At 62.6% G+C, this 21,789-nt stretch carries 16 protein-coding genes and 1 pseudogene; 10 read left to right on the forward strand and 7 right to left on the reverse strand.

The window, feature by feature from the left end:
- Positions 1–90 precede the first annotated feature (90 nt).
- From V1293_RS11800 to V1293_RS11820, 5 genes are all read left to right on the forward strand, one after another.
- Positions 91–1,506, forward strand: coding sequence for a TolC family outer membrane protein (locus V1293_RS11800; RefSeq protein WP_334509605.1), 1,416 nt, complete (start codon positions 91–93; stop codon positions 1,504–1,506).
- 129 nt (positions 1,507–1,635) lie between these two features.
- The gene (locus V1293_RS11805; RefSeq protein WP_334509607.1) at positions 1,636–2,607 is read left to right on the forward strand and encodes an alpha/beta fold hydrolase; all 972 of its coding nucleotides are present in this window, start codon (positions 1,636–1,638) and stop codon (positions 2,605–2,607) included.
- 145 nt (positions 2,608–2,752) lie between these two features.
- Positions 2,753–3,175, forward strand: a complete 423-nt coding sequence (locus V1293_RS11810; RefSeq protein WP_334509609.1) for a hypothetical protein — start codon at positions 2,753–2,755, stop codon at positions 3,173–3,175.
- Positions 3,168–4,268, forward strand: a complete 1,101-nt coding sequence (locus V1293_RS11815) for a hypothetical protein (protein ID WP_334509612.1) — start codon at positions 3,168–3,170, stop codon at positions 4,266–4,268. Before V1293_RS11810 ends, V1293_RS11815 begins: the two co-directional genes overlap by 8 nt.
- Before the next feature lie 22 nt (positions 4,269–4,290).
- Complete coding sequence (locus tag V1293_RS11820) at positions 4,291–4,602, forward strand: hypothetical protein (RefSeq protein ID WP_334509614.1); 312 nt, start codon at positions 4,291–4,293, stop codon at positions 4,600–4,602.
- A gap of 4 nt (positions 4,603–4,606) precedes the next feature.
- Here the strand turns inward: V1293_RS11820 and V1293_RS11825 are convergent, their stop codons facing one another.
- Complete coding sequence (locus tag V1293_RS11825; protein WP_334509616.1) at positions 4,607–6,205, reverse strand: FAD-binding oxidoreductase; 1,599 nt, start codon at positions 6,203–6,205, stop codon at positions 4,607–4,609.
- Between the two features lie 275 nt (positions 6,206–6,480).
- Between V1293_RS11825 and V1293_RS11830 the strand changes: the two genes are divergently transcribed.
- Complete coding sequence (locus tag V1293_RS11830) at positions 6,481–7,446, forward strand: amidohydrolase family protein (RefSeq protein ID WP_334509617.1); 966 nt, start codon at positions 6,481–6,483, stop codon at positions 7,444–7,446.
- On the opposite strand, the gene V1293_RS11835 is transcribed toward V1293_RS11830, so the two are convergent.
- The 5 genes and pseudogenes from V1293_RS11835 to V1293_RS11855 all read right to left on the reverse strand — a co-directional run bounded on the left by V1293_RS11835 (position 7,434) and on the right by V1293_RS11855 (position 15,833).
- Positions 7,434–8,342, reverse strand: a complete 909-nt coding sequence (locus V1293_RS11835; protein ID WP_334509618.1) for a methylenetetrahydrofolate reductase — start codon at positions 8,340–8,342, stop codon at positions 7,434–7,436. The genes V1293_RS11830 and V1293_RS11835 overlap by 13 nt on opposite strands.
- Before the next feature lie 15 nt (positions 8,343–8,357).
- Positions 8,358–9,804: pseudogene (locus V1293_RS11840) on the reverse strand (hypothetical protein).
- Positions 9,805–9,901: 97 nt separating this feature from the next.
- Entirely contained in the window at positions 9,902–13,024 is a 3,123-nt protein-coding gene (locus V1293_RS11845) for an efflux RND transporter permease subunit (protein ID WP_334509620.1), read from the reverse strand.
- A gap of 27 nt (positions 13,025–13,051) precedes the next feature.
- Positions 13,052–14,242: an efflux RND transporter periplasmic adaptor subunit gene (locus V1293_RS11850; RefSeq protein WP_442894233.1), complete on the reverse strand. Its 1,191-nt coding sequence runs from the start codon at positions 14,240–14,242 to the stop codon at positions 13,052–13,054.
- 196 nt (positions 14,243–14,438) lie between these two features.
- A complete protein-coding gene (locus V1293_RS11855) occupies positions 14,439–15,833 on the reverse strand; it encodes a CoA transferase (protein ID WP_334509625.1) in 1,395 nt (464 codons plus the stop codon).
- A 133-nt stretch (positions 15,834–15,966) separates the two neighbouring features.
- On the opposite strand from V1293_RS11855, the gene V1293_RS11860 reads away from it, so the two are divergent.
- The 3 genes from V1293_RS11860 (at position 15,967) to V1293_RS11870 (ending at position 20,365) form a co-directional block, all read left to right on the forward strand.
- Positions 15,967–16,254, forward strand: a complete 288-nt coding sequence (locus V1293_RS11860) for a hypothetical protein (protein WP_334509627.1) — start codon at positions 15,967–15,969, stop codon at positions 16,252–16,254.
- Positions 16,255–17,257: 1,003 nt separating this feature from the next.
- A complete protein-coding gene (gene dctP / locus V1293_RS11865) occupies positions 17,258–19,255 on the forward strand; it encodes a TRAP transporter substrate-binding protein DctP (protein WP_334509629.1) in 1,998 nt (665 codons plus the stop codon).
- A gap of 339 nt (positions 19,256–19,594) precedes the next feature.
- On the forward strand, positions 19,595–20,365 hold the full coding sequence (locus tag V1293_RS11870) for an SDR family NAD(P)-dependent oxidoreductase (RefSeq protein WP_334509631.1): 771 nt from the start codon (positions 19,595–19,597) through the stop codon (positions 20,363–20,365).
- A 122-nt stretch (positions 20,366–20,487) separates the two neighbouring features.
- On the opposite strand, the gene V1293_RS11875 is transcribed toward V1293_RS11870, so the two are convergent.
- On the reverse strand, positions 20,488–21,021 hold the full coding sequence (locus V1293_RS11875; protein ID WP_334509632.1) for a GlcG/HbpS family heme-binding protein: 534 nt from the start codon (positions 21,019–21,021) through the stop codon (positions 20,488–20,490).
- Between the two features lie 345 nt (positions 21,022–21,366).
- Here V1293_RS11875 and V1293_RS11880 point away from each other — a divergent pair, with 345 nt between their 5' ends.
- On the forward strand, positions 21,367–21,639 hold the full coding sequence (locus tag V1293_RS11880) for a PilZ domain-containing protein (RefSeq protein ID WP_334509633.1): 273 nt from the start codon (positions 21,367–21,369) through the stop codon (positions 21,637–21,639).
- The last annotated feature ends 150 nt before the right edge of the window (positions 21,640–21,789 follow it).

A 21,789-nucleotide genomic window follows, 5' to 3' on the forward strand; every position in this document is an offset into this window, starting at 1 on the left:
CATGATCGTGAAGATCATGCTCAAACAAGCAGATAGAGCAGGATGGCTCGAAGCAGGGTTATCACGTTCTTGTGTCGGCGACGGGATCAAATGGCTGGGCGTGCCGCTAGGGTTGGCCACGTTGAAGGGCGGTTGCTTCGATCGGGCATTTGCCTTGCGGCGGCTTGCTTTGCGTTTGCAGCGCCGGCCGCGCATGGTGAAAACCTTCCCGAGGCGCTGACCAAGGCCTACCAGACCAACCCCGCGCTCAATGCCGAACGCGCCCGCCAGCGCGCCACCGACGAGAACGTGCCGCAGGCGCTTTCGGGTTATCGGCCGCAGATCGTCGCTACTCTCTCCGCCGGCTTTCAGGCGGTGCGCAACCTGCTGCCCGACAACACCATCCAGTCGGCGAACCTGAAGCCCTGGACTATCGGCGTGACCGTCTCCCAGACGCTGTTCAACGGTTTCAAGACCGCCAACAGCGTCCGCGTGGCGGAACTGCAGGTGCAGTCCGGCCGCGAGGCGCTGCGCAATGTCGGCCAGGGCGTGCTGCTCGACGCCGTCACCGTCTATACCAACGTGCTCGCCAACCAGTCGCTGGTCGACGCGCAGCGCGCCAACGTGGCGTTCCTGCAGGAAACGCTCGGCATCACCCAGAAGCGTCTCAATGCCGGCGACGTCACGCCCACCGATACCGCGCAGGCCGAGGCGCGCCTGAGCCGGGGCCGCGCCGATCTGAACGCCGCCGAGGTCAACCTGGCCGTCAGTCAGGCCACCTATACCCAGGTCATCGGCAACGCGCCCACCCTGCTCCGCCCCGCCGATACCGTGGACCGCCTGCTGCCGCGCAGCCGCGATGACGCCACCGGGCTTGCGTTCCGCGAGCATCCGGCGGTGATGGCGGCAAGCTTTGATTTCGATGTGGCATCGACCTCCATCCGCGTCGCCGAAAGCAGCCTGATGCCGACCATCACGCTGCAGGGAAGCGCCAGCCGCAGCAAGCAGTCAGACCCCACGCTCGGCACCTTTGGGACCGACCAGGCCTCGGTGACCACCCAGCTTACCCAGCCAATCTATGACGGCGGCATGGCCGCCTCCCAGACCCGGCAGGCCAAGGAAATCGCAGCCCAAAGCCGGCAGGTGCTGGACCAGGTCCGCAACCAGGCCCGCACCGCCGCGGTCGGCGCCTGGGTCGCCAATGAAGGCGCCAAGATCGCGGTCACTGCATCCGAAGCCGAAGTCCGCGCCGCCACCGTCGCCCTGCAGGGCGTGCAACGGGAGGCCGCCGGCGGCCAGCGCACCACCGTCGACGTCCTGAACGCGCAGCAGGACCTGATCTTGGCCAAAGCTCGCCTGATCGGCGCGCAACGCGACCGCGTGATCGCCTCCTACACCCTGCTCAGCGCGATCGGCCGGCTCGACGTCAAAAACCTCGGCCTCAATACGCCCGACTATCTGCCGGAAGTGCACTACCACCAGGTGCGCGACGCCTGGCACGGCCTGCGGACGCCATCGGGGCAGTAGGTTGTATTTTCTCCCGGTGTTAACCGGACGCTGATCATGTCCGGTATTTTCAGTCGCCAGTATCCCCCATTGCTCTAAAACTCGGCCCGTTTCCTTCCCCGTTTTGATCGATCGTTTTTGCGAGGCCTCGTGGTTTCAAACATTCTGCGCTGGTCGGCTAACGGCTTGTTGGTCCTGTTCCTGTCCGTCATCCTTGTGATCACCTCATTTCGCCTCGCGGCGTCGATACGCGAAACCGGAGCGCGCGCCCAACTGGCGCCACGGACCGGCCACCTGGTGCCGACGCGTTCAGGCGGCGTGTTCGTGCAGGAGAAGGGTCCGGCGAATGGCATTCCCGTGGTGCTGTTTCACGGCACGGCGGCGTGGAGCGAGCTATGGCGGCATACCAGCGACGCGCTGGCGGCGGCCGGGTTTCATGTGATCGCCCTCGATCTCCCGCCGTTTGGATTCTCGGACCGTCCCGGCAGTTACACCCGGCAGGACCAGGCCACGCGGATCAACGATGTGCTTGAGACGCTGGAAGCTGCGCCCGCCATCATCATCGGTCACTCCTTCGGCGCCGGTGCCGCGACCGAACTCGTGATGCGATATCCGGATCGGGCGCGCGCACTGGTGCTGGTCGATGCGGCGCTCGGATTGACGGCTGCGCCGTCGGCCGCGCCCTGGGTGATCCAGCCGCAATGGATTCGCGAAATCCTGGTGTCGCTGACCATCACCAATCCGGTGGCGACGGAAACGCTGCTGAAATCGCTGATCGCGAAGAAGGAGCGCGCGCTGCCGGAATACGTCGCGATCCTGCAACGGCCGCTGATGCAGCGCGACAGCACGAGCGATATCGCCGACTGGCTGTATTATTTCCTCGGCACCGACACCGATGCCGCGAGCGCGGACCGCAACGCCTATGCGAAGCTGGAAGTCCCCGTCGCGATCCTGTGGGGCGACAAGGATACGATCACCCCGGTTGAGCAAGCCCTTGATCTCAGAACGCTGCTGCCGCCGGAGACGGGCCTGACGCTGCTGCCCGGGCTCGGCCACATTCCGCAGATCGAGGATCCCGGCATGTTCAACGATGCCCTGCTCAAGACACTTGGAAAACTCTAGAGCTTCGTTCCGATGGAATCGGAACGAGACTCTAGATTTTTGATTTGACGCGTTTTCTTGACGCGAAGCGGTCCCCACTTCGCTGGAAAACGCTTTAGACTGGGCAGAGATTCGACAAGTCTTACAGATCGCCGCCGGAGACATCATGGACATCATCAGATTGTGCGCCTGGGGCTATGCCGCCCTGCTCGGCTTCGTGATCCTTACCGGCTACATCCCGGCCTTCATCGACGCCAATGACATGATCTTCGGCCTGTTCCGGCGCACCTGGTACGCCGACGGGCTGCATCTCGTCTCGGCGCTGTGGGCGGCTGCGGCGGCGGCGACTTCGCGCCGCGCCTCGGAATTGTTCTTTCAATTGTTCGGCGTGTTCTACTTTGCCGACGGCGTGCTCGGCCTGCTCACCGGCAGCGGCTATCTCGACTTCGGCATCCTGATCAACGGCGTCCTCAACCTGCCGCTCTTGACGCGGTTTTTCGCCAATGCCCCGCATCTCGGCCTTGGCGGCGTGGCGATCCTGATCGGTTATGGGCTGGCGCCGCGGACGCGGTCCACCGTTCATGCTTAAATGGTTGCGGCGCATCCTGGCTGTTGTCGCGATCCTGATCGCGCTGTCGGTGCTTGTGCCGCTGGCCTATATCGAGGGGACGTGTCGCCCCTCTTCCGGTGTTAGTGCGGCCAGTGCACCGGCCGTGACCCTGCCCGCGATCGACGAGCCGGGCTACCGGCGCAAACTGAACAACACCTTCTTCACCTTCCCCGAATGGTACATCGTCTATTCGTTCGAGGATTTCGGCCGCTTCCTCGATCGCTCCAGCGAAAGCCGTTTCAACTATCTCGGTCATATCTTCGGGTTCTGGCAGAGCTTCTGCACCATCAACCGCGCGGTGCCCGCCACCGGCGAGTCGCTCACGGAGGTCAAGACCATGATCTACGTGATCGGCATCAGCTACTCCGCCGAATACGCCATCAAGGGACTTTATGAGAACACGGTTGGGCGCGTGTTCGAATGGATCAGGGGCGAGAAGCGCACGCCGCAGGACGAGTTCGGCCGCACCGTGCTGCAGGACTATGCCGCCTTCCTCTACACCATCCCCTGGTACAAATATCCGTTCCGCGACAAGCTCGACGGCCTGATGGCGATCTCGGCGCCGACGCCGAGCAGCTTGCGCAGCTGGGAGCGCGACTTCGCGCTCGGCGCGGAATATTTCGTCAAGATCGGCTACGCCGCGCTGATCCAGAAGGCGCTCGACGCCGGTGGCGACGACGAGCCGCGCGACATCATGTTCGTGGTCGCTGCGCTGCCGCCGCAGGTGCTGGCGAAGGAGCCGCGCATCAAGCCGATCCGTGCGCTCAACGCGCAATGGCAGCTCGTGCAGACACCGCGCTACAAGGCGCTGACCGAAATCCTGCAGGGCCTGCTGGATCAGGGTTTTGGCCTTGCGGAAATCGCCGGTAATCACGACATCCTCGTTACCGTGATTGCCCCTGACGCCGCCAAGCTCGACATCAAGGGCACGACGGAGCTGTTTTCACTGGAGCTGGATGCCCGGCCCGGGTTTCGCAGGGCCGGCCTGAAAGCCAGGATCGACCGCCTCGTCGACATCAACCTCGAGCTCAAGGCCAGGGGTGCGAGCATTGAGCACTTCTATGACTACTGACGGGCGTCAGCAGAACCGGACGTTGCCGCTGGGCCGGATTGCCGGCGCAATCGCCCTCGTCGTCGTCGGTTGGCTTGCGGTCGTCGTTGCGTTGACCTTTGGGTCGGCCCCCGGCAAATCGATGGCAATTATTGGTCCGCCATCACAGGCGCTGGCAGCGATCGCCAGGGCTAACGGCCGCATCCTCGCCTCGAACGACTACGTCACCATCGCACGTTCCGACGATGCCGGTTTCGTCGCGCGTCTTTATGCAGCGGGCGCGTTCTTGGTGCTGGATGCCGAACAGGCCGGTGGCTGCAGCGGCCTGCCGCCGAAGCGCACCGCGCAGCTTTGAAGCGCTACGACGCGTACTTCTGGTAGAACGTATTCGTGAACAATTCCGCCGGATCATACTTCCGCTTCGCCGCGAAGAAATCATTGATCTGTGGATACGAGCGCTGCAGCTGATCCTTCGAATAATAGAGCTGGTAAGGCAGGAAGAACCGGCCCTTGTGCGCGATGGTGAGGTCGATCAGTTCCTCCGTCGCCTTCTTCATCCGCCGGTTGCCCTCGTCATCGGTGGTCTGGTTGATGTAGAGCACCAGTGAGAACGCCGGCTCCGGCGAATAGGTCAGGAAATTGTTCTCCTGATGCACGACGCGCACGGAGGCATTCAACAGATTGGTCTTGTTGTCGGTCAGCACCTTGCGCATGCCGTCGACGAACGAGACGAACTGGCTGCGCGGGATGAAATATTCGTGCAGGATGTCGGTGTCGTTGGGCAGCGAGTTGCGCAAATAGGGCACCGAATCGTGCATCGGATCGTTGCGGTTGACGAGACAGGCCTCCGCCGACCCGATCGCCTGCGCGCGCGTCACCGTGCAACTTTCCATCCGGTGCTCGATGTGCTTTTCCGACAGCCATTTCATTTCCTGCAATAGCGGTCCCTGCTTGGACAGGTTGATGGTGAGCCGCCGCAATTTGGTGCCTGAGACCTCGCCGAGCGGCTCGCGTTTGAAATCGGTGCCGTCGACCTTGGTGTAGGTGTAGAGCAGCAATTCCTTCAGGAACGAGCTCGGCGCGGTCGAGAGGTGACCGTACATCAGGCCGATATTGCCGTCCTTCTCGATTTCCTTGGCGAACAGCGCCGGGAATTCCTTGTAATCCATCATGCGGCGCCCGGTCTGGTAGACCAGATTGTCGGCAATATCGAGCTCGGCTTCGACGATGACGCCGAACAGGCCGTAGCCGCCGACCACGAGATTGAACAGATCCTTGTTCTGCGTCGCCGATACCGTCTGCAACGAACCATCAGCCAGCATCACCTTCATCGACTTGATCGACTTCGCCAGCGCGCCGGCCTGATGGTCCATGCCATGGGCATTGACCGAGATCGAGCCGCCGACGCTGAAAATATCGGTCGACTGCATGGCGCGGACCGCAAAGCGCGGGTGCAGCACGTTCTGGATGTCGTGCCAGGTCGCGCCCGGCTGCACCGTGATCGATCGCGAGCCCTCATTCAGCACGATCTTGTTGAAGCCGCGCATGTCGAGCACGATGCCGCCCTTGCGGAAGGCGTGCCCGCCCATGCTGTGGCGCACGCCGGCGGTCGTCACCGAAAGCTTGTTGTCGCGCGCAAAGGCCAGCGTCTTCGCGACATCCTCGATGCTGCGCACCTCGACCACGCCGTAGATTTCGGTCTTGTTGAGGCAGCTCGCATCATTGATGCTGCCGCCAAGCTGCGACCATTTCACATCCTTGAGCGGCGCAATCGTCTTGATCCGCTCCAGATCGATTTTCGCCTGCTCGCCGCCGCCGACCGCCGGCCCGCAATCCTTTTCCCCGGAGGGATCGGCCGCCAGCGCCTGAAGCTTGCGATAGCTGTAAACGCCCAGCAACACGACGACCACGGCGGCAACGGACACGCCGGTTTTGAATTTTTGTGAAAATTTTCGCATGAACTGATTCCAGAGGATTGCGAGATATTCCGGGCGGGCGGATGATTAGTCAAATTTGGGTGGCTTCCGGTTCGATAGACCGGGCTGCGTTACTGAACCGACAAGGCGATGCAGCCAGACGCCGGACGCCCTTCCCGCGCCTCACTTCTCCCGATAATCTCCCCGCCGCACCACGGGCGAAATAACGCCCGGCGCCGAGGAGGAATGCGGAAGTCGACGGGCACCACGCCCTGCCGGACATCAACAATCAACAACATTATCCAGGGAGAACACCAATGCTGACGCGACGCAGTATGATGCTTGCCTCCATCGCCGCCGGAGTGATCATGAACAACAGAACCGCCTCCGCCAAAGCGGCGCAGCCGGCGACGCCGGTGAATTTCGACGTGCCCGCCGGCGCCTGCGACTGCCACACCCATATCCATCCGGACCCTGAGAAATTCCCGTTCTTCTCCGGCCGCGTCTATACGCCCGAACTGGCCTCGCCGGAGGAAATGACCGCCCTGCACAAGGCGCTGCACATGGAGCGCGTCGTGATCGTCACGCCCTCGATTTACGGCACCGACAACTCGGCCACGCTGTTCGGCATGGCGGCGCGGGGACCGACCGCGCGCGGGGTCGCGGTGATCGACGACAAGACGTCGGAGAGCGATCTCGACCTGATGGGCAAGGCCGGCATTCGCGGCGTTCGCCTCAATCTCGCGACCGGCGGCGTCAATGATCCGAGCGTCGCCCGGCCACGCTTCACGGCCGCCGTCGAGCGCATGAAAGGGCGCGGCTGGCACGTGCAGCTTTACACCAACCCGGCGATGATTACCGCGATCAAGGATCTGGTCATGGCCTCGCCGGTGCCGGTCGTATTCGATCATTTCGGCGGCGCACAGGCAGCCCAGGGCATCGAGCAGCCGGGCTTTGCCGATCTCGTGGGCTTGGTGAAATCAGGCAAGGCCTATGTGAAGATCTCGGGCGCTTACCGCGCCTCGAAACTGGCCCCTGATTATGCCGACTGCATACCGCTTGCCCAAACGCTGATCGCGGCCAATGCCGACCGCATCGTCTGGGGCACCGACTGGCCGCACCCGGATTCCGTCACCCCTCCGGGCAAGAAGATCAGCGATGTAACGCCGCTGCTCCAGATCGACGACGGGCGGCTCTTGAACCAGCTTCCGGTGTGGGCGCCGGACGCGGCGATCCGCAAGAAGATCCTGGTCGACAATCCGGCGCAGCTTTACGGGTTCTGAAGCCCGGCGCTCGACATCGCGGCCCGCTCAAGTCCTGGCGGGTCGCGGTCGCAAGTCCGCAGCCAGTCGCCGGCCTTGCGCAGGCCGCCGAACGGGAACAGATGAAATCCCGCGATCGAATCCGTTGCCGCCGCGGGCGCGCAACGCAATCCCCTGACGACGTCGTCCGGCCCTGTATCCATCAGCAGGCGGCCGAACCGGCCGATCTGGGCCCGCAGCGCGCGCATCGAATTGCCGACGCCGCAGCGGAGTGCGAATTTTGTCAATGTCGCCGGCGTCGCAGGCCCGGCAAGGCCGACGATGACAGGCAGATCGATACCGGCTCGATCGAGTTCAGCGATCCATTGCAGGATCGGGGTGCTCTCGAAGCAGAATTGCGTGACGACATCGACCCGCGTTCCGGTCCGCCGTCCCCAGTCGCGCCACGCCTTGAGCCCGTTCAGCGCGTCGCGCAACTCGAGAAATGGATGACCTTCGGGATGACCGGCGACACTCACACAGGCAATGCCGTGCACCTCGATCAATCCGCTGGCGCAGACATCGCGCGTCGATTTGAACGGGCCTCTGGCCGCCGCAACATCGCCCGCGACCAGCAGGATGCGCGTGACATCGGCTTCGCCCCGCGCGCGCGCCAGAAAATCATCCAGCGCTTCCCGCGAGGCCATTTCGCGCGCCGCGATGTGCGGCACCGGGTTGAAGCCTGCCCGGCGCAGCGCCGCGGCGGTCTCGACATTGTGGCGGTAATGGTCGCCGGGCAAGAACGTGATGGTAACATCCGTACCTTCAGCGAAATGGTCACGCAGTTCCGCGATCTGATGCCCGCGCGAGGAGATTTCGACTGAGGCCGACGACAGCAGCGCGGGTAGCCTGGAAGATGACGGATCGGAGACGGTCACGGGCGCCTCCCAAAATCATGCCGGCGCGCGGCGGCGCGAGATCACATAGGTTTCATCGTTGAACCACAGGCCGCCGTGCTTCTTCAGCACGCGGTCGGTGGCTTCGAGGTAGCGGCCGTCGCGGACCACTTCCGACAGCCTGTTGTCCTCGATCTGCGCCACGTAGATCGCAGCGTTCCAGGCCGCGAACAGCGTCGACGTACCAATCGGCCCGCTGACCTCGTCCGGCAGCGTGTGCATGTGATAGCGGAAGATCGAGCGCGCGTCGGAGGAGGCATTGAAATTATAGTGTCGGGCCGCCGCGCCAAGCTCGTGCTTGACCTGGCGCAGGATGGCGTAGCGGTCGGTCTTGAAGGGATCATCGCCCGGCCAGACCTGATCGATGATCTCGATGCCGGGATCCCGGCCGTGCGAATGGATGCCGATCAGCCGCCCGCCCGGCCGCAGCGACTTGACCAGCGGCGTCACCACTTTCGAAGCCTTGAACTCAACGCTCGCCCGCGCCCGGTAGGGCTGGGAAGCGATGACGAGATCGTAGTCCGCCATCACGCGGCCGGGCCGCGGCATGATCGGATCGAGCAGGAACGAATGATCCTCGCGCCGCAGCGTCAGGATCACCGGGCGCTGGTACACCGGATTGCCGGTGGTCGGACTGATCCCCGCGCGCCAGTTCTCGGCGAGGAAGCCCTCGAGCTCGCCGATCTGTTCGGCGAAACCGTGCGCGGTGTTGCCGGTCAGCGTGACATCTTTCCAGATCAGGCCTTGCGCTGACGTCACCGAGCGCGGCGTCAGCCATGGCGCTTCGGCGTAGTAGAGGTTGGTCACGACCAGCACGGTGGCGGGATGCTCGAACAGGCGGTCCGCCATCTTCTCCAGCATCAGGCGGACGTCTTCGTAGCTGATCTCTTTCGCCACGACATAGAGCGGCATGGTGGGGAAGCGCGCATGCACCGCCCGCATCACCCGCGACAGCACGGTGCCGTCGCCGACGCCGGCATCGAAGATGCGAAGCGCCGGCGGCGCCGGCTGCAGATTGCCGAGCTCGAGCGAGATGCGATTCCCGACCTCGCTCTTCTCGCCACAAGTCGAGACGAACAGCAGGTACTTTTGCCGGTTATCGAAGAATCGGAAGCCCGGCGGCGCCACGGCCGGGCCGGCAAGCAGCCGCGCCGTTCAGCGGTTTGGCGACCGGTGACGGCTGGCCTGCCGCGGCGGTCGAAGCGGGCTGGTGCTCGGCGAGATAGGCACGGACCTTGTCGAGCGTGCCGGTCGTGATCCTGGCGCCGTCGCGCAACCGCGACACCAGCTTGCCGTCGTTGACCACCAGCCGCCCGAAGGTTGATTCAGCGGTTTGTGTCTGACGGCAATAGTCGCGGATTTCGCCGAGAATCTGCTCGGCGGTCGGCGGCGATTTCGCCGGCTGCACGTGGCCGTTCTGTCCCTGGCTTTCCTCGATCCGCATGGTGTTCTCCCGCGCTGCCCGCATCAAGGGACGGCCACGGGATTGCGTCAACCACAAAGCGAGTGGGCAGGAAACATGGGCATGTGCCCACAGCGAATTAGCGCGCCCGGCGCGAGAATACCGAGATCAGCACCGGCAGCGTCACCAGGATCACGATCGGCGCCAGCATCATGCCGGTGACGACGACGATCGCCAGCGGCTTTTGCACCTGCGAACCGATCCCCTCCGACACCGCCGCCGGCAGCAGTCCGACGCCCGCCACCACGCAGGTCATCAGCACCGGCCGCAATTGCAGTTCGCCGGTACGGATCACCGCGCGCATCCGCTCATAGCCTTCGTCGATGAGCTGGTTGTACTGCGACAGGATGATGATGCCGTCCATGACAGCAATGCCGAACAGTGCAATGAAGCCGATCGCGGCCGACACGCTGAACGGGATGCCTGTGATCAACAGACCGAGCACGCCGCCGAAGATCGCCATCGGTATCACGCTCATGGCGAGCAGCGTGTCGACCATCGAACCGAAATTGAAGAACAGCAGCACGCCGATCAGTGCGAGGCTGATCGGCACCACGATCGACAGCCGCTTGATGGCGTCCTGCAGATTGCCGAACTCGCCGACCCATTCGACCCGCGATCCCGGCGGCAGCTGGACCTGCTCGGCGACCTTGTCCTGCGCTTCCTGGATCGCGCTGCCGAGGTCGCGGTTGCGCACCGAGAACTTGATCGGCAGATAGCGCTCCTGCTGCTCGCGGTAGATATAAGCGGCGCCCGAGATCAGGTTGATCGAGGCAACCTCGCTGAGCGGAATCTGCGTGATCACGCCGCCCTGCCCCGCCACGCCGATCCGCAAATTGTGGATCGCCTCCGCACTCTTGCGGTATTCGGGGGCGAGGCGAACAATGATCGGGAAATGCCGGTCGCTGCCGGGTTCATAGAGATCGCCGGCGCTGTCGCCGCCGACGGCTACCTTGATGGTGGCGTTGATATCGCCGGGTGACAGGCCATAGCGCGCCGCACGCGCCCGGTCGATGTCGATCTGGATGGTCGGCTGGCCCAGCGAGGTGAACACCGCGAGGTCGGTGACGCCCTGCACGGTGCCGAGCACGGATTTGATCTTGTTGGCCGTATCGGTCAGCGCCTGCAGATCGTTGCCGTAGAGCTTGATCGAGTTCTCGCCCTTGACGCCGGAGACGGCCTCCGAGACGTTATCCTGCAGATATTGCGAGAAGTTGAATTCGACGCCCGGGAATTTGTCCTGCAACTGCCCCAGCAATTGCGCGGTCAGTTCGTCCTTGTCGCGGGTGCCGGGCCATTCGCTGTTGGGCTTCAGGGGCGCGAAGAACTCCGCGTTGAAGAGGCCGGCGGCGTCGGTGCCGTCGTCGGGGCGTCCGTGCTGCGACACCACCGATTCCACTTCGGGGCGCGCACGGATCATCCTGCGCATCTCGTTGACGTAGGCGTTGCCCTCCTGCAGCGAGATGGTCGGCGGCAACGTGGCGCGGATCCACAGATTGCCTTCTTCCAGCTTGGGCAGGAATTCCAGCCCCAGCAATCGCGCGAACGCGATCGTCATCAGGACGAGCACAGCAGCACCGGTGAGCACGATTCTGCGGTTCGCAATCGCCCAGTTCAGCACCGGCACATACAGCCGGTCGAGCTGTTTCACGATCCAGGTTTCGGCTTCATCCAGATGCGAGGGCAGGATGATCGCGCTCAGCGCCGGCGTCACCGTAAAGGTCGCGATCAGCCCGCCCGCCAGAGCGTAAGCATAAGTCCGCGCCATCGGCCCGAAGATATTGCCCTCGACGCCGCTCAGCGTGAACAGCGGCAGGAAGGCGGCGATGATGATGGCGGCGGCAAAGAAGATCGAGCGCGACACGTCGGCGGACGCCGACATGATCGCGTGGCTCTTCATCCCCATCGTGGTCTCGAAGGAGATGTGGCTCTGCTCGGCAGCGGAGAGCGCGGTGGTCTGCGTCAGCCGCCGGAAGATCGCCTCCACCATGATCACCGTGGCGTCGACGATCAGGCCGAAATCGATCGCGCCGACCGACAGCAGATTGGCGGATTCGCCCCGCAGCACCAGGATGATGACGGCAAAGAACAGCGCGAACGGAATCGTCGCGCCGACGATCAGCGCGCTGCGGAGGTCGCCGAGGAATAGCCACTGCAACAGCACGATCAGGATGATCCCGACCACCATGTTGTGCAGCACCGTATGCGTGGTGATGTCGATCAGGTCCTTGCGGTCGTAGATCCGCTCGATCTTCACGCCGGGCGGCAGGATCGAGGAATGATTGATCTCGTGAACCAGCTTTTCGACGCGGGCGATGGTCGGCGAACTCTGCTCGCCGCGCCGCATCAGCACAATGCCCTGCACGATATCGTCGTCCTGGTCGAGGCCGGCGATGCCGAGCCGCGGCTTTTCGCCGATCGTGACTTGCGCGATGTCGCGGACCAGCACCGGATTGCCGCCCGACTGCGACACCATGGTGTTGTTGAGGTCGTCGATCGAGCGGATCAGGCCGACGCCGCGCACCACGGCGGATTGCGCGCCGATATTGACGGTGTTGCCGCCGACATTGATGTTGGCGTTGCCGATGGCCTGCAGCACCTGCGGCAGCGTCAGCCCGTTGGCGACCAGCTTGTTGAAATCGACCTGCAGCTCGTAGGTCTTGGTCTTGCCGCCCCAGCCGGTGACGTCGACGACGCCGGGCACCGCGCGGAAACGGCGCTGCAACACCCAGTCCTGCAGCGTCTTGAGATCGAGCACGCTGTAATTCGGTGGGCCTTTCAGGCGGTAACGAAAAATCTCGCCGGTCGGACTGAGCGGCGAGATGGTCGGCTGCGCACTGCCCGGCAACGGCGCAAGCTGCGACAGCCGGTTCAACACCTGCTGCAGCGCCTCTTCATAGGTGTAATCGAACGAGAACTGCAGTTTGACGTCGGACAATCCGTACAGCGAGATGGTGCGGATGGTGCGCAGGTTCTTGATGCCGGCGACCTGGGTCTCGATCGGGATCGTGATGTAGCGCTCGATCTCTTCCGACGACAGACCCGGGCTCTGCGTCACGATGTCGACCATCGGCGGGGTCGGATCGGGATAGGCCTCGATGTTGAGCTGCTTGAACGCGATCAGGCCGCCGACCAGCACGGCGACGAACATGGCGACCATCAAATAGCGGCGGCTGACTGCTAGGGCGACCAGGCGATCCATTCAGACCGGAGCTTTCAATGAGGGGGATCAGCTGCCGGACGCGGCGCGGTCGATGAACAGCGCACCCTTGGTGACGATCTGCTCGCCGGGTTTCAGATTGCCGACCACCTCGACGAGATCGCCATTGGTGAGGCCAGGCTTGATCTGACGCAATTCGATTGTCTTGTCCGGATGCGCGACCCAGATCCGCACCTGATCGCCTTCATAGATCAATGCCTGCTTCGGCACGCCGACCGCCGGACGGTCGCCCGCCGAATAGATCGTGACGTTGGCGAACATCTCCGGCTTCAGCGTGCCGTTCTTGTTGTCGATGGTGGCGCGGACCAGCAGCCGCCGCGTCGCAGGATCGATTGCGGTAGCGACGTAATTGATCCGCGCCGAAAGCGAACGGCCCGGCAGCGCCAGCACATTGAAGGTCACGTCCTGTCCGATCGCGACGTTCGCGCAATCGCTTTCGCGGACGAAGGCCGTCATCCAGACGGTGGAGAGATCGCCGATCACATAGACGGGGTCGCTGGCGCCGGCGTTGACGTACTGACCGGGGCCGATCTTGCGCTGGACCACGGTGCCCGCGATCGGCGCGAAGATGGTGGTCTCCGGATTGATGCGGCCCTTCTCCTGGAAGGTCGCGATGTCGTCGTCGGTGAGACCGAGAATTCGCAATTTGTTGCGCGCCGCCTGCATCGCCGTTTCCGACGAGCGCATGTCGTTCTGCGCCTGGATCAGCGTCGCCTGGCTTTGCTGATAATCCTTCAGCGGGACGGCCTTGCCTTCGAACAGGTCCTTGGCGCGCGTTCCCTGCAACTGTGCAAGTTCGAGCGCGGACTTCGCCTTGTTCATGGCGGTCATCGCCGCGATGAAATCGTTTTGCGCCTGAACGTTGTCGGCAGCCTCGATCACGAACAGCGGCTGGCCCTTGACGACGCTGTCGCCCGGCTTGGCCAAAAGCTTGGTGACGCGTCCCGCATAGGGCGAGAACACCGGCGTGGAGCGGTCTTCGTCGATCGCGATCTTGCCTTCGGTGACGTGCTCTGCGCGGAAGCCGCGTTCGGTAACGGGCTGGATGGTCAGGCTCGCCCATTCGGCCGGGCTCGGCGTGTAGCGCTGCAATCCCTTGCGGGACTGGCTCGAGACTTCCGAATGGCCGGCCTTGGTGCCGCCGATTTTCGTGAAGCCGTAGAAGCCCACGCCTGCGAGCGCCACGAACGCCAGGGCCATAGCCCAGCGCTTCCGACTAAGCGGCTGCCATTGCCTTATAAATTCTTTCAGCATGCGGCCTGGATACTCAGCGACGATTTGCCTCACCTAGGCGCTAATAGTGCCGAATTGGCATTTTACACAACCTAAAAAACGAAAATAGCTTTGCGGGTGAGGTTAAAGTTTGGAGAAGTAGGGCCGATGCCCCGTGGCTGCCTCATTCGCGTGCCGGCCATTGCGGCGGATGGCTGCCGAGCGGCATCGCCGGACGGGCCCAAAATGCCGGGGTTTTTGACAGAATCGCGGAGTGCCTGACCGATCGCAGCGCGCCAAAGCCTGAGTCCATGTCCTCGACGAGGGGCGTCACCGCCTCCCCCGTAAAATCACGGGTATTGAGGCCGTCGGCGACCCGGCCGAGATTCCACAGCCAGCGTCCGGTCTGCGCCAGCGACACCTGGACGTGCCAGCTTCCGCCTTCACGCGCCTGGCGCGCTTTGGCCATCATGGCGCCGAACGCCATGAAGTAGCCGGTGGCGTGGTCGAGCATCTGTGCGGGCAATTCCTTCGGTCCATCGACGCCGGCGGCCTGCCCCTCGGCGTGATTGAATCCGGTCGCCGTCTGCACCAGCGAGTCGAAACCGCGCCGCTCCGCCCACGGCCCGGCATAGCCATACGCCGACAACGTGACATAGATGATGCCGGGCTTGATGCGCGCGGCGTCCTTCGGCGAGAAGCCGAGACTGGCAATCGCGCGCGGCCGATAGCTTTGCGAAAAGATATCCGCTTCCGCCAGCAGATCGCGCAAGGTCGCCCGGCCCTGCTCGTTCTTGAGTTCGATAAAACTCGTCAGCTTGCCGCGACCGGTGTCGATGGTGAGCCACGGGATGGCCGGCAGGTCGGGCCCCGAGATCAGCAACACATCGGCGCCATGCGCGGCGAGCGTCCGGCCCGCCACCGGACCCGCGATCACCCGCGACAGATCGAGCACGCGAAGCCCCACGAGCGGACGATCGCCTTTGGGCCTCGGCTTCGGCGCGGCCTCGCCGATCTTTGCGATCGAGATCAGTGGCAATCCGGCAAGCGCCTTGGCGTGCGGCGTCGCCAACCATTCGTCATGCGAGCGCATGAAGGCGACGACGGCGCCACCGGCATAGGCCGCGGTCTCGAACGCCTCGCCGTCCCATTGCATCAGTGCGGCCTGAACCGCGTTACGCTCCGGCCTGCAGTTCAGCACCTTGCAGACGGCATCGCGGTGATGGGGAAAATTGGTGTGCAGGCGCACGAAGCCATCGCGCGTTTTGTAGACGCCAGCGATCGCGTCCCAGGCCGGCGGCGGCGGCTTGCCGTCGACGCGCAGATAACGTTCGCTCCGGCATTCGACCATGGCATGGCGCATATCGACCGCGACCTCCTGCGCTTGCCCGCTGCGCATCTTCCATATCTCGGCCGCCGCCAGTCCGGTCGCAGCGACGCTGACCTGTGCCGCCGCGGCGACACGAAATGAGGACGGCAATTGCGGCTCATCGCCGGTCAGCGTGAGCGCGTCGAGCGCGGAAGCTTCGCCGCCAATGGAGGTCCAGATATCGGAAAGGATTTCGCGGGGGCTTTGCATCGGCGTTTCTCTTCCCTAACGTTCTTTTTCAACATCCCACGCAAGCTTAGCCCGGATGGAGCGCGAGCGAAATCCGGGGAGAATTTGCCAATGGGATCGCTCTACTACGTCCTTGACCGCAGAAGGAGTTGCAATGGCTGCCATCGATCCCCTGACGGCGGGAGCCGTTCTGCTTGCGACTGCGGCCACGGATGCAGTCTACGTCATGTTCACCTCGGCGGTGGTCGCGCGCAAGCGCGTGCCGGCGGCGACCTGGAGCAGCGTCTGGTATTTGCTCTCGTCCTACGCCGTCATCAGCTACACCGAGAATTGGGTTTACGTTGCCTTCGCAGCGCTCGGTTCGTGGGTGGGCGCCTATGCAACGATCACCTTCCTGCATCGCCCGCCTGGAGGACCGCCGGTTGGGGCCGCGCCGGAGTAGACCCTTGGTCGTCTTTGCGGGCTTCATCTCGCAAACAGTTCTCTGTCGTCGCCCGGCGATGACAACTGAATATGAGGTGGCATTCTCGCGACGCATTGCGTCCGAGCTTTGCTGTCAACTTTCCTGCCATCCAAACAGGGCGCAGGGAAGACCGGGTGCTTGCTGCACCCGCGGTCTCGCGTGCGATTTGCGCAAACAAAACTGCACACGAGCATACAGGGCAGCGGGAGCATTCCGGCCTTCCCTGCGCAATGGCTTTACGGTTTACTTCGTGCTCTTCCCGGAGAACGGCTTTCTTGCCTCCGTCGCCCCCGAGAAGCTTTCGCTTCTCTTGGACTTAACGCCAGCACCGCGGCGCCCGAACCACACGACTTCGCCGTACGCTTCCGGCGCGCAACGTCTATCGCGCCCTCAGCGTCCATCGCATCTCACAGCGCGTTCGTGACGATCGCGAGCGCCCCTCATCCGCCGTGAGACGGGCGGAGTTATGCGGCTGATTTGGCCTGCGACGAAAGCGGAATATTTTTGCGCGGAGGGCTGGACACTTTTTGACTGATTTGCCCGTCGGGTTGATTTGTCGCGGGCCTCTGCATGAACTCACACTTGCGCGCGAAGCAAATCAGCCCGAGGCCGGATCGGGTTAGTTTGGCGCACCCGCCACCTTCACGTCGTCATGCGAGCCAACGGGTCGCAATGACGGAAGGAGGGGCGCTCTCGCCTACCCAATCACTGCATCCCGGGTTTGGTGCGATCGCGCCGAGCGCGCGTGCGGTGACGAGATCGCATCCCTCTTCGCCAGGAAGAGGTTCATGGTCGCATGATGGTTCTTACCCATCGTCAATGGATCGGTCGGCGATTTGATCGAGAAGGCGGCAGGGAGGCTGTCGCGCGGTTTGCTAGATGAGTTGAGACTAGGGATTCTGTTCTTTGGACGGCAGTAAAAAGCTCTGTTTTTGCTAAACAATGCAAGGTAGCATCGACCTCGCCTCTAACGGAGAGTCTCATGGGTCTACGTATCTCTGTTGCGATACTGCTTTCCCTGACCTGCTCCCAAGGCTGGGCCCAATCCAACGCGATCCGCGTTGTCTCAAGCTTCTCGGAAAAGTCATCGCTTGCAAGTACCGTGAGGGAATTTCAAACGCGAACGACGGAGCGCCTTGGGAAAGAGTGGAAGATTGAAATTCTTCCACCCTCCGTTAATGTCCTTGATACCGTCCGCACCGGTGGTGCCGACCTTGCTGTATTGTCGACTTCCGCGCTGGCTTCGCGGAAGTCGCTGTTAAGCATCGATGATAACGACACCAGCTTTGCAATATTCGATCTTCCATTTTTCTTTAAGGACCTGCAGGAAGCGCAAGAGGTACAAAAATCAGCAGTCGGCGATACGGTACTTGCTTCTGTTGGAAAGCTTGGCCTTGTTGGATTGGGGTATTGGAATGGAGGGATGAGCCAGCTGTTTGGCAAACCCGTCCAAAGTGTGGATCGTCTGAAGGGCCTGAAGTTTAGAACAACGATCTCGCCAGAAGGCCGGGCAGCGGTCGCTGCGCTGGGAGCTTCCCCATCTACTTTTGCGGCCGGGGAGATAGGGATGGCACTGCAAGCCGGCGCCATCGACGCTATCGAAACCGCGCCGCACTATGTGACGGACGGCGTCATCAACCTGCAAGGCGGCTCAATTTCCGAGATTAACTTCCGACCGCTGGTAGCAGTTGTAGTAGCGAGGCGGGAATTCTGGCGAACTCTGTCACTTCAGAATCAAACGATCCTGCTTGACGAAGTTTCCCGCTCAGCTGAAAGCGCGACAAATCAGGCCATACAGCGGGACCGGTCAGCCCTCGACCAACTTAATGTCTCTGCTGTCTACTCGCATACGGACATTTCACCAATGGAGCTGGCTAATTTTCGCCAGTCAGCCTCGAAGACTTGGGGAACCACCACTTCGTCGCGGGTTGATGGGGTTCTCTTCGTTTCGAAGCAAATAGTGGCTCGAACTCCACCGACCACTCCCTCCATAGCCCCGTCAACCATGACGGTCAGCACGCCGGTCTTTTTCGCGACCGATCGCAAGGATGAGGGCGCCACCGACCCGAACGTCCGCTTCGCCGGGCAGCGTGGAACCTTGTCATTCGGACGTGCCGAAGTCACCGTTGGCATCAATCGGCCGGTCGCTAGCGATCCCGACCCCGCTACGAAGCTCGACCAGATATCGCTCCTGTCCCGCGCAGATTTTATAGCGAAGCTTAACGATAGGTTGACCGGCAGCAGCCGCAAAGAAGTTCTGATTTACGTTCACGGTTTCAAGAATTCGTTCGCGGACGCCGCAAAGAACGCAGCGTTGCTTGCATCCGATATCAAGTTGGACGGCGCGGTGACGATTTTCAGTTGGCCTTCCGCGGCCATCGCCTCCGAGTATTGGGGAGACGAAGACGAGGTTCTAGCAAGCCGAGCAGCCTTTCTTGATTTCCTCCAGGCTGTTCGAAGTGCGGCAGGCGCTGGCCGTATCAATATTGTTGCGCACAGCATGGGCAGCCGTCTTATTGCCGAAGCAATGGAATGGGCTCTGGGGCGTCCCGGCTTTAAACAACCCCTCTTGCAACATCTCGTCCTGGCGGCACCGGATATCTATGTTGCGAGGTTTGAACAAGCCGCACCAAGTTTAGTGGCATTTGCAAAGCGCGTAACATTGTACGCCTCCGACAATGACCAAGCCCTGTGGTGCTCCAACCAGATCGTCCACAGCAAGCGGCGTGCAGGCCAAGGAGGCAAGGAAGTCGTGGTAGTCAGCGGTGTTGATACGCTCGATGCAACGCCCGCCGACGTGCGACCATGGTGGCAATGGCGCCCCTGCGGCTCTGGTCATTCTTATCTGACACGCAACAGTTCAGTCCTCGCCGACCTACACAATCTAATGACCTTCGATGCAGCGCCACGTGAACGGTTTCGTTTGCAGGCGCGACAGAAAGGCACCCTCAGCTACTGGATATTTCAGGCTGCGCAGTGAAGTCGGTCACGTATCGGGTTAGAGCGGGTCTTGGTCATCATACACTCACGCCATCGCGAAACTTTAGATCCGTTAGCAACTGGCCGGAGTTCACCACAGAAGCACCTGACGTCGATCCGATCCGCCCGCACGTTCAGGGGCGCGAGATCGATCTGTTACGCGAAATCTGGTCACATCATCAGAAAAATTTTCTCGCGACTCGATGACGTCGCCACGCGACCAACTGCCTGCTCGACACAAAAAGACGCAGAGCTTGCCGGCCCGGCTTCGGCGATTTGAGCCTTCTTCGGAGTTAACCTGGCCGCTACAATGCGGCGGAATCACATAAGGAAAAACAAGATGGACTTGGGTTTGAAGGGCAGAAACGCCGTGGTGCTCGGCGGCACGCGCGGCATCGGGCGGGCGATTGCGGACACGCTGGCGGGCGAAGGCGCAGGCGTCGCAGTGTGCGCCCGCAACGCGGATCAGGTCGCCGGCACCGTTACGGAGCTGAAGGCGATGGGTGTGAAGGCGACCGGGGCATCCGTGGATATCACCGACGCCGCCGCGTTGAAGTCGTGGATCGCGGATGTTGCGCGGCAGCTGGGCAGCGTCGACATGCTGTTCTCCAATGCCGGGGCCATGGCGCAAGGCGGCGATCCCGCGTCGTGGGAGCAGAATTTTCGGCTCGACGTGCTCGGCGCCGTCAACGCGTTCGAGGCCGCGCGGCCGTTGCTCGAGGCCAGTGGCGAGAAGACCGGCGACGCGGCCTTCGTCATCATTTCATCGGTTTCGGCGGCGCAGGCCGATACCGCCAGCTCCTACGGCCCAATCAAGGCGGCGCTGATCCACATGGCCAAGGGACTGTCGCGGCAATACGCTGCCAGGAAAATCCGCGTCAACGTGGTGTCGCCGGGCACCGTCTATTTCAAGGGCGGCATCTGGAACATGGTCGAGCAGAACATGCCGAAGCGCTACCAGGACGCGCTGGCGCGCAACCCGACCGGCCGCATGGCAACGCCGCAGGAAATCGCCAACGCGGCGGTGTTCCTGGCGAGCCCGGCCTCCTCCTTCACGACGGGTTCGAACCTCGTCGTCGACGGCGCGATCTCGAACCGGGTGAATTTCTAGACGATGGGTTGATCGGGTGGGCAAAGGCGCATCGCGCCGTGCCCACCATCCATCCGCAGCGGCAGCAGAATGGTGGGCACGCTTGCGCTTTGCCCACCCTACGATTCCGAAATGACGGACGCCTACTTCACCGTATCCGCGCCGGCCTTGCACGCGACGGCATCCTGATCGCCGGTGGCACCACTGCAACCGACCGCGCCGATGATCTTGCCGCCCTCGACAAGCGGGATCCCGCCGGGAGATGCGGTCGGCGAAGGCGACTCCAGCGTGGCGATATAGGCGCCGGCGGGGGTCTGCATCGCGTTGTTGAAGATCTGCGTCGGGCGCCGATAGCGCGCCGCAGTCCGTGCCTTGTTCTGTGAGATCGTCACCGACGCCTGCTGCGTGCTGTCCATCTTGTAGAAATAGACGAGATCGCCGTGCGTATCGACGACGGAAATGGCGAGCTTCCAGTTGCGGGGAGATTTCGTGGCCTCGGCAACGATCGCCTTCACCACGTCAGCGGCGCGATCGGCCGTGATCGAATTTCCGTACGGGACATCGAACGGCATCTGGTCCGGCACCGCCGCCGGGGCCGCCGGCTGCTGGGCCTGAGCCTCGCCGCAGGTGGTCACGACCGCGCAAGCCGCAAGAATCGCCAAGGTCTTGTGACGCATGTCTTCCTCCCAAGGATATTGATTATGAGGGTATTGATTATGTTGCGGCCGGGCCCGTCCCCCTACGCTGCCCGGCTGGCATCGACAGTAGGCGTTTTCAGGGCCGGTTGAAACTCAATTTGGGCGTGCGTATCGCGCGCTTCGCGCTTTGCTGCGGCCGCGAAGACAATTGCGACGTCCCGAACGCCCGACGGCGCAAGCAGAGTTGCGAGAACTCGGCTTACAACTCGCGAACCAAACCGGTAAATTTGAAACGATAAACTAAGGAAACTTTACGAAGTTACCTTCATTATGACGGCCTGTTTCGAAGACTCAGACGACTGGGTCCAACGACGGATGGGCAGGATGATTGTCGACGAACAAAGAACAAAAGTGCAGCGCGAACCGCGGCGCGAGCTGCGCAAACGGCCGACATGGCTGACGATCGACAACGGGACGACGAAGATTGAATGCTTCGTGCTGGACGTCTCGCCGGGCGGCGCCAAGATCGCGACCGATACTGCGCTTGATGTCAGAGACAGCTTTGAATTGGCGCTGGTGCCTGAACATACGACGCGCCAGTCGTGCGAAGTGGTCTGGCGCCGGGGCAAGACCTACGGCGTGAAATTCCTGTCCTGAGAGCGACGCCTTCGCCGCGTCCCGAAGGATGCAGCCGCCACCGTGGCCTCTCGGTTCGCCCGGCGATGCGAAGCATCGTCCGGAGAGGGCGCTTGCGCGCCCCCTCACCATGAGGGGAAATAGATTTTCCTCGGCCGGGCGCCCGCCCGC

The sequence above is a fragment of the Bradyrhizobium sp. AZCC 1693 genome, assembly GCF_036924745.1.
Classification (GTDB): Bacteria; Pseudomonadota; Alphaproteobacteria; order Rhizobiales; family Xanthobacteraceae; genus Bradyrhizobium.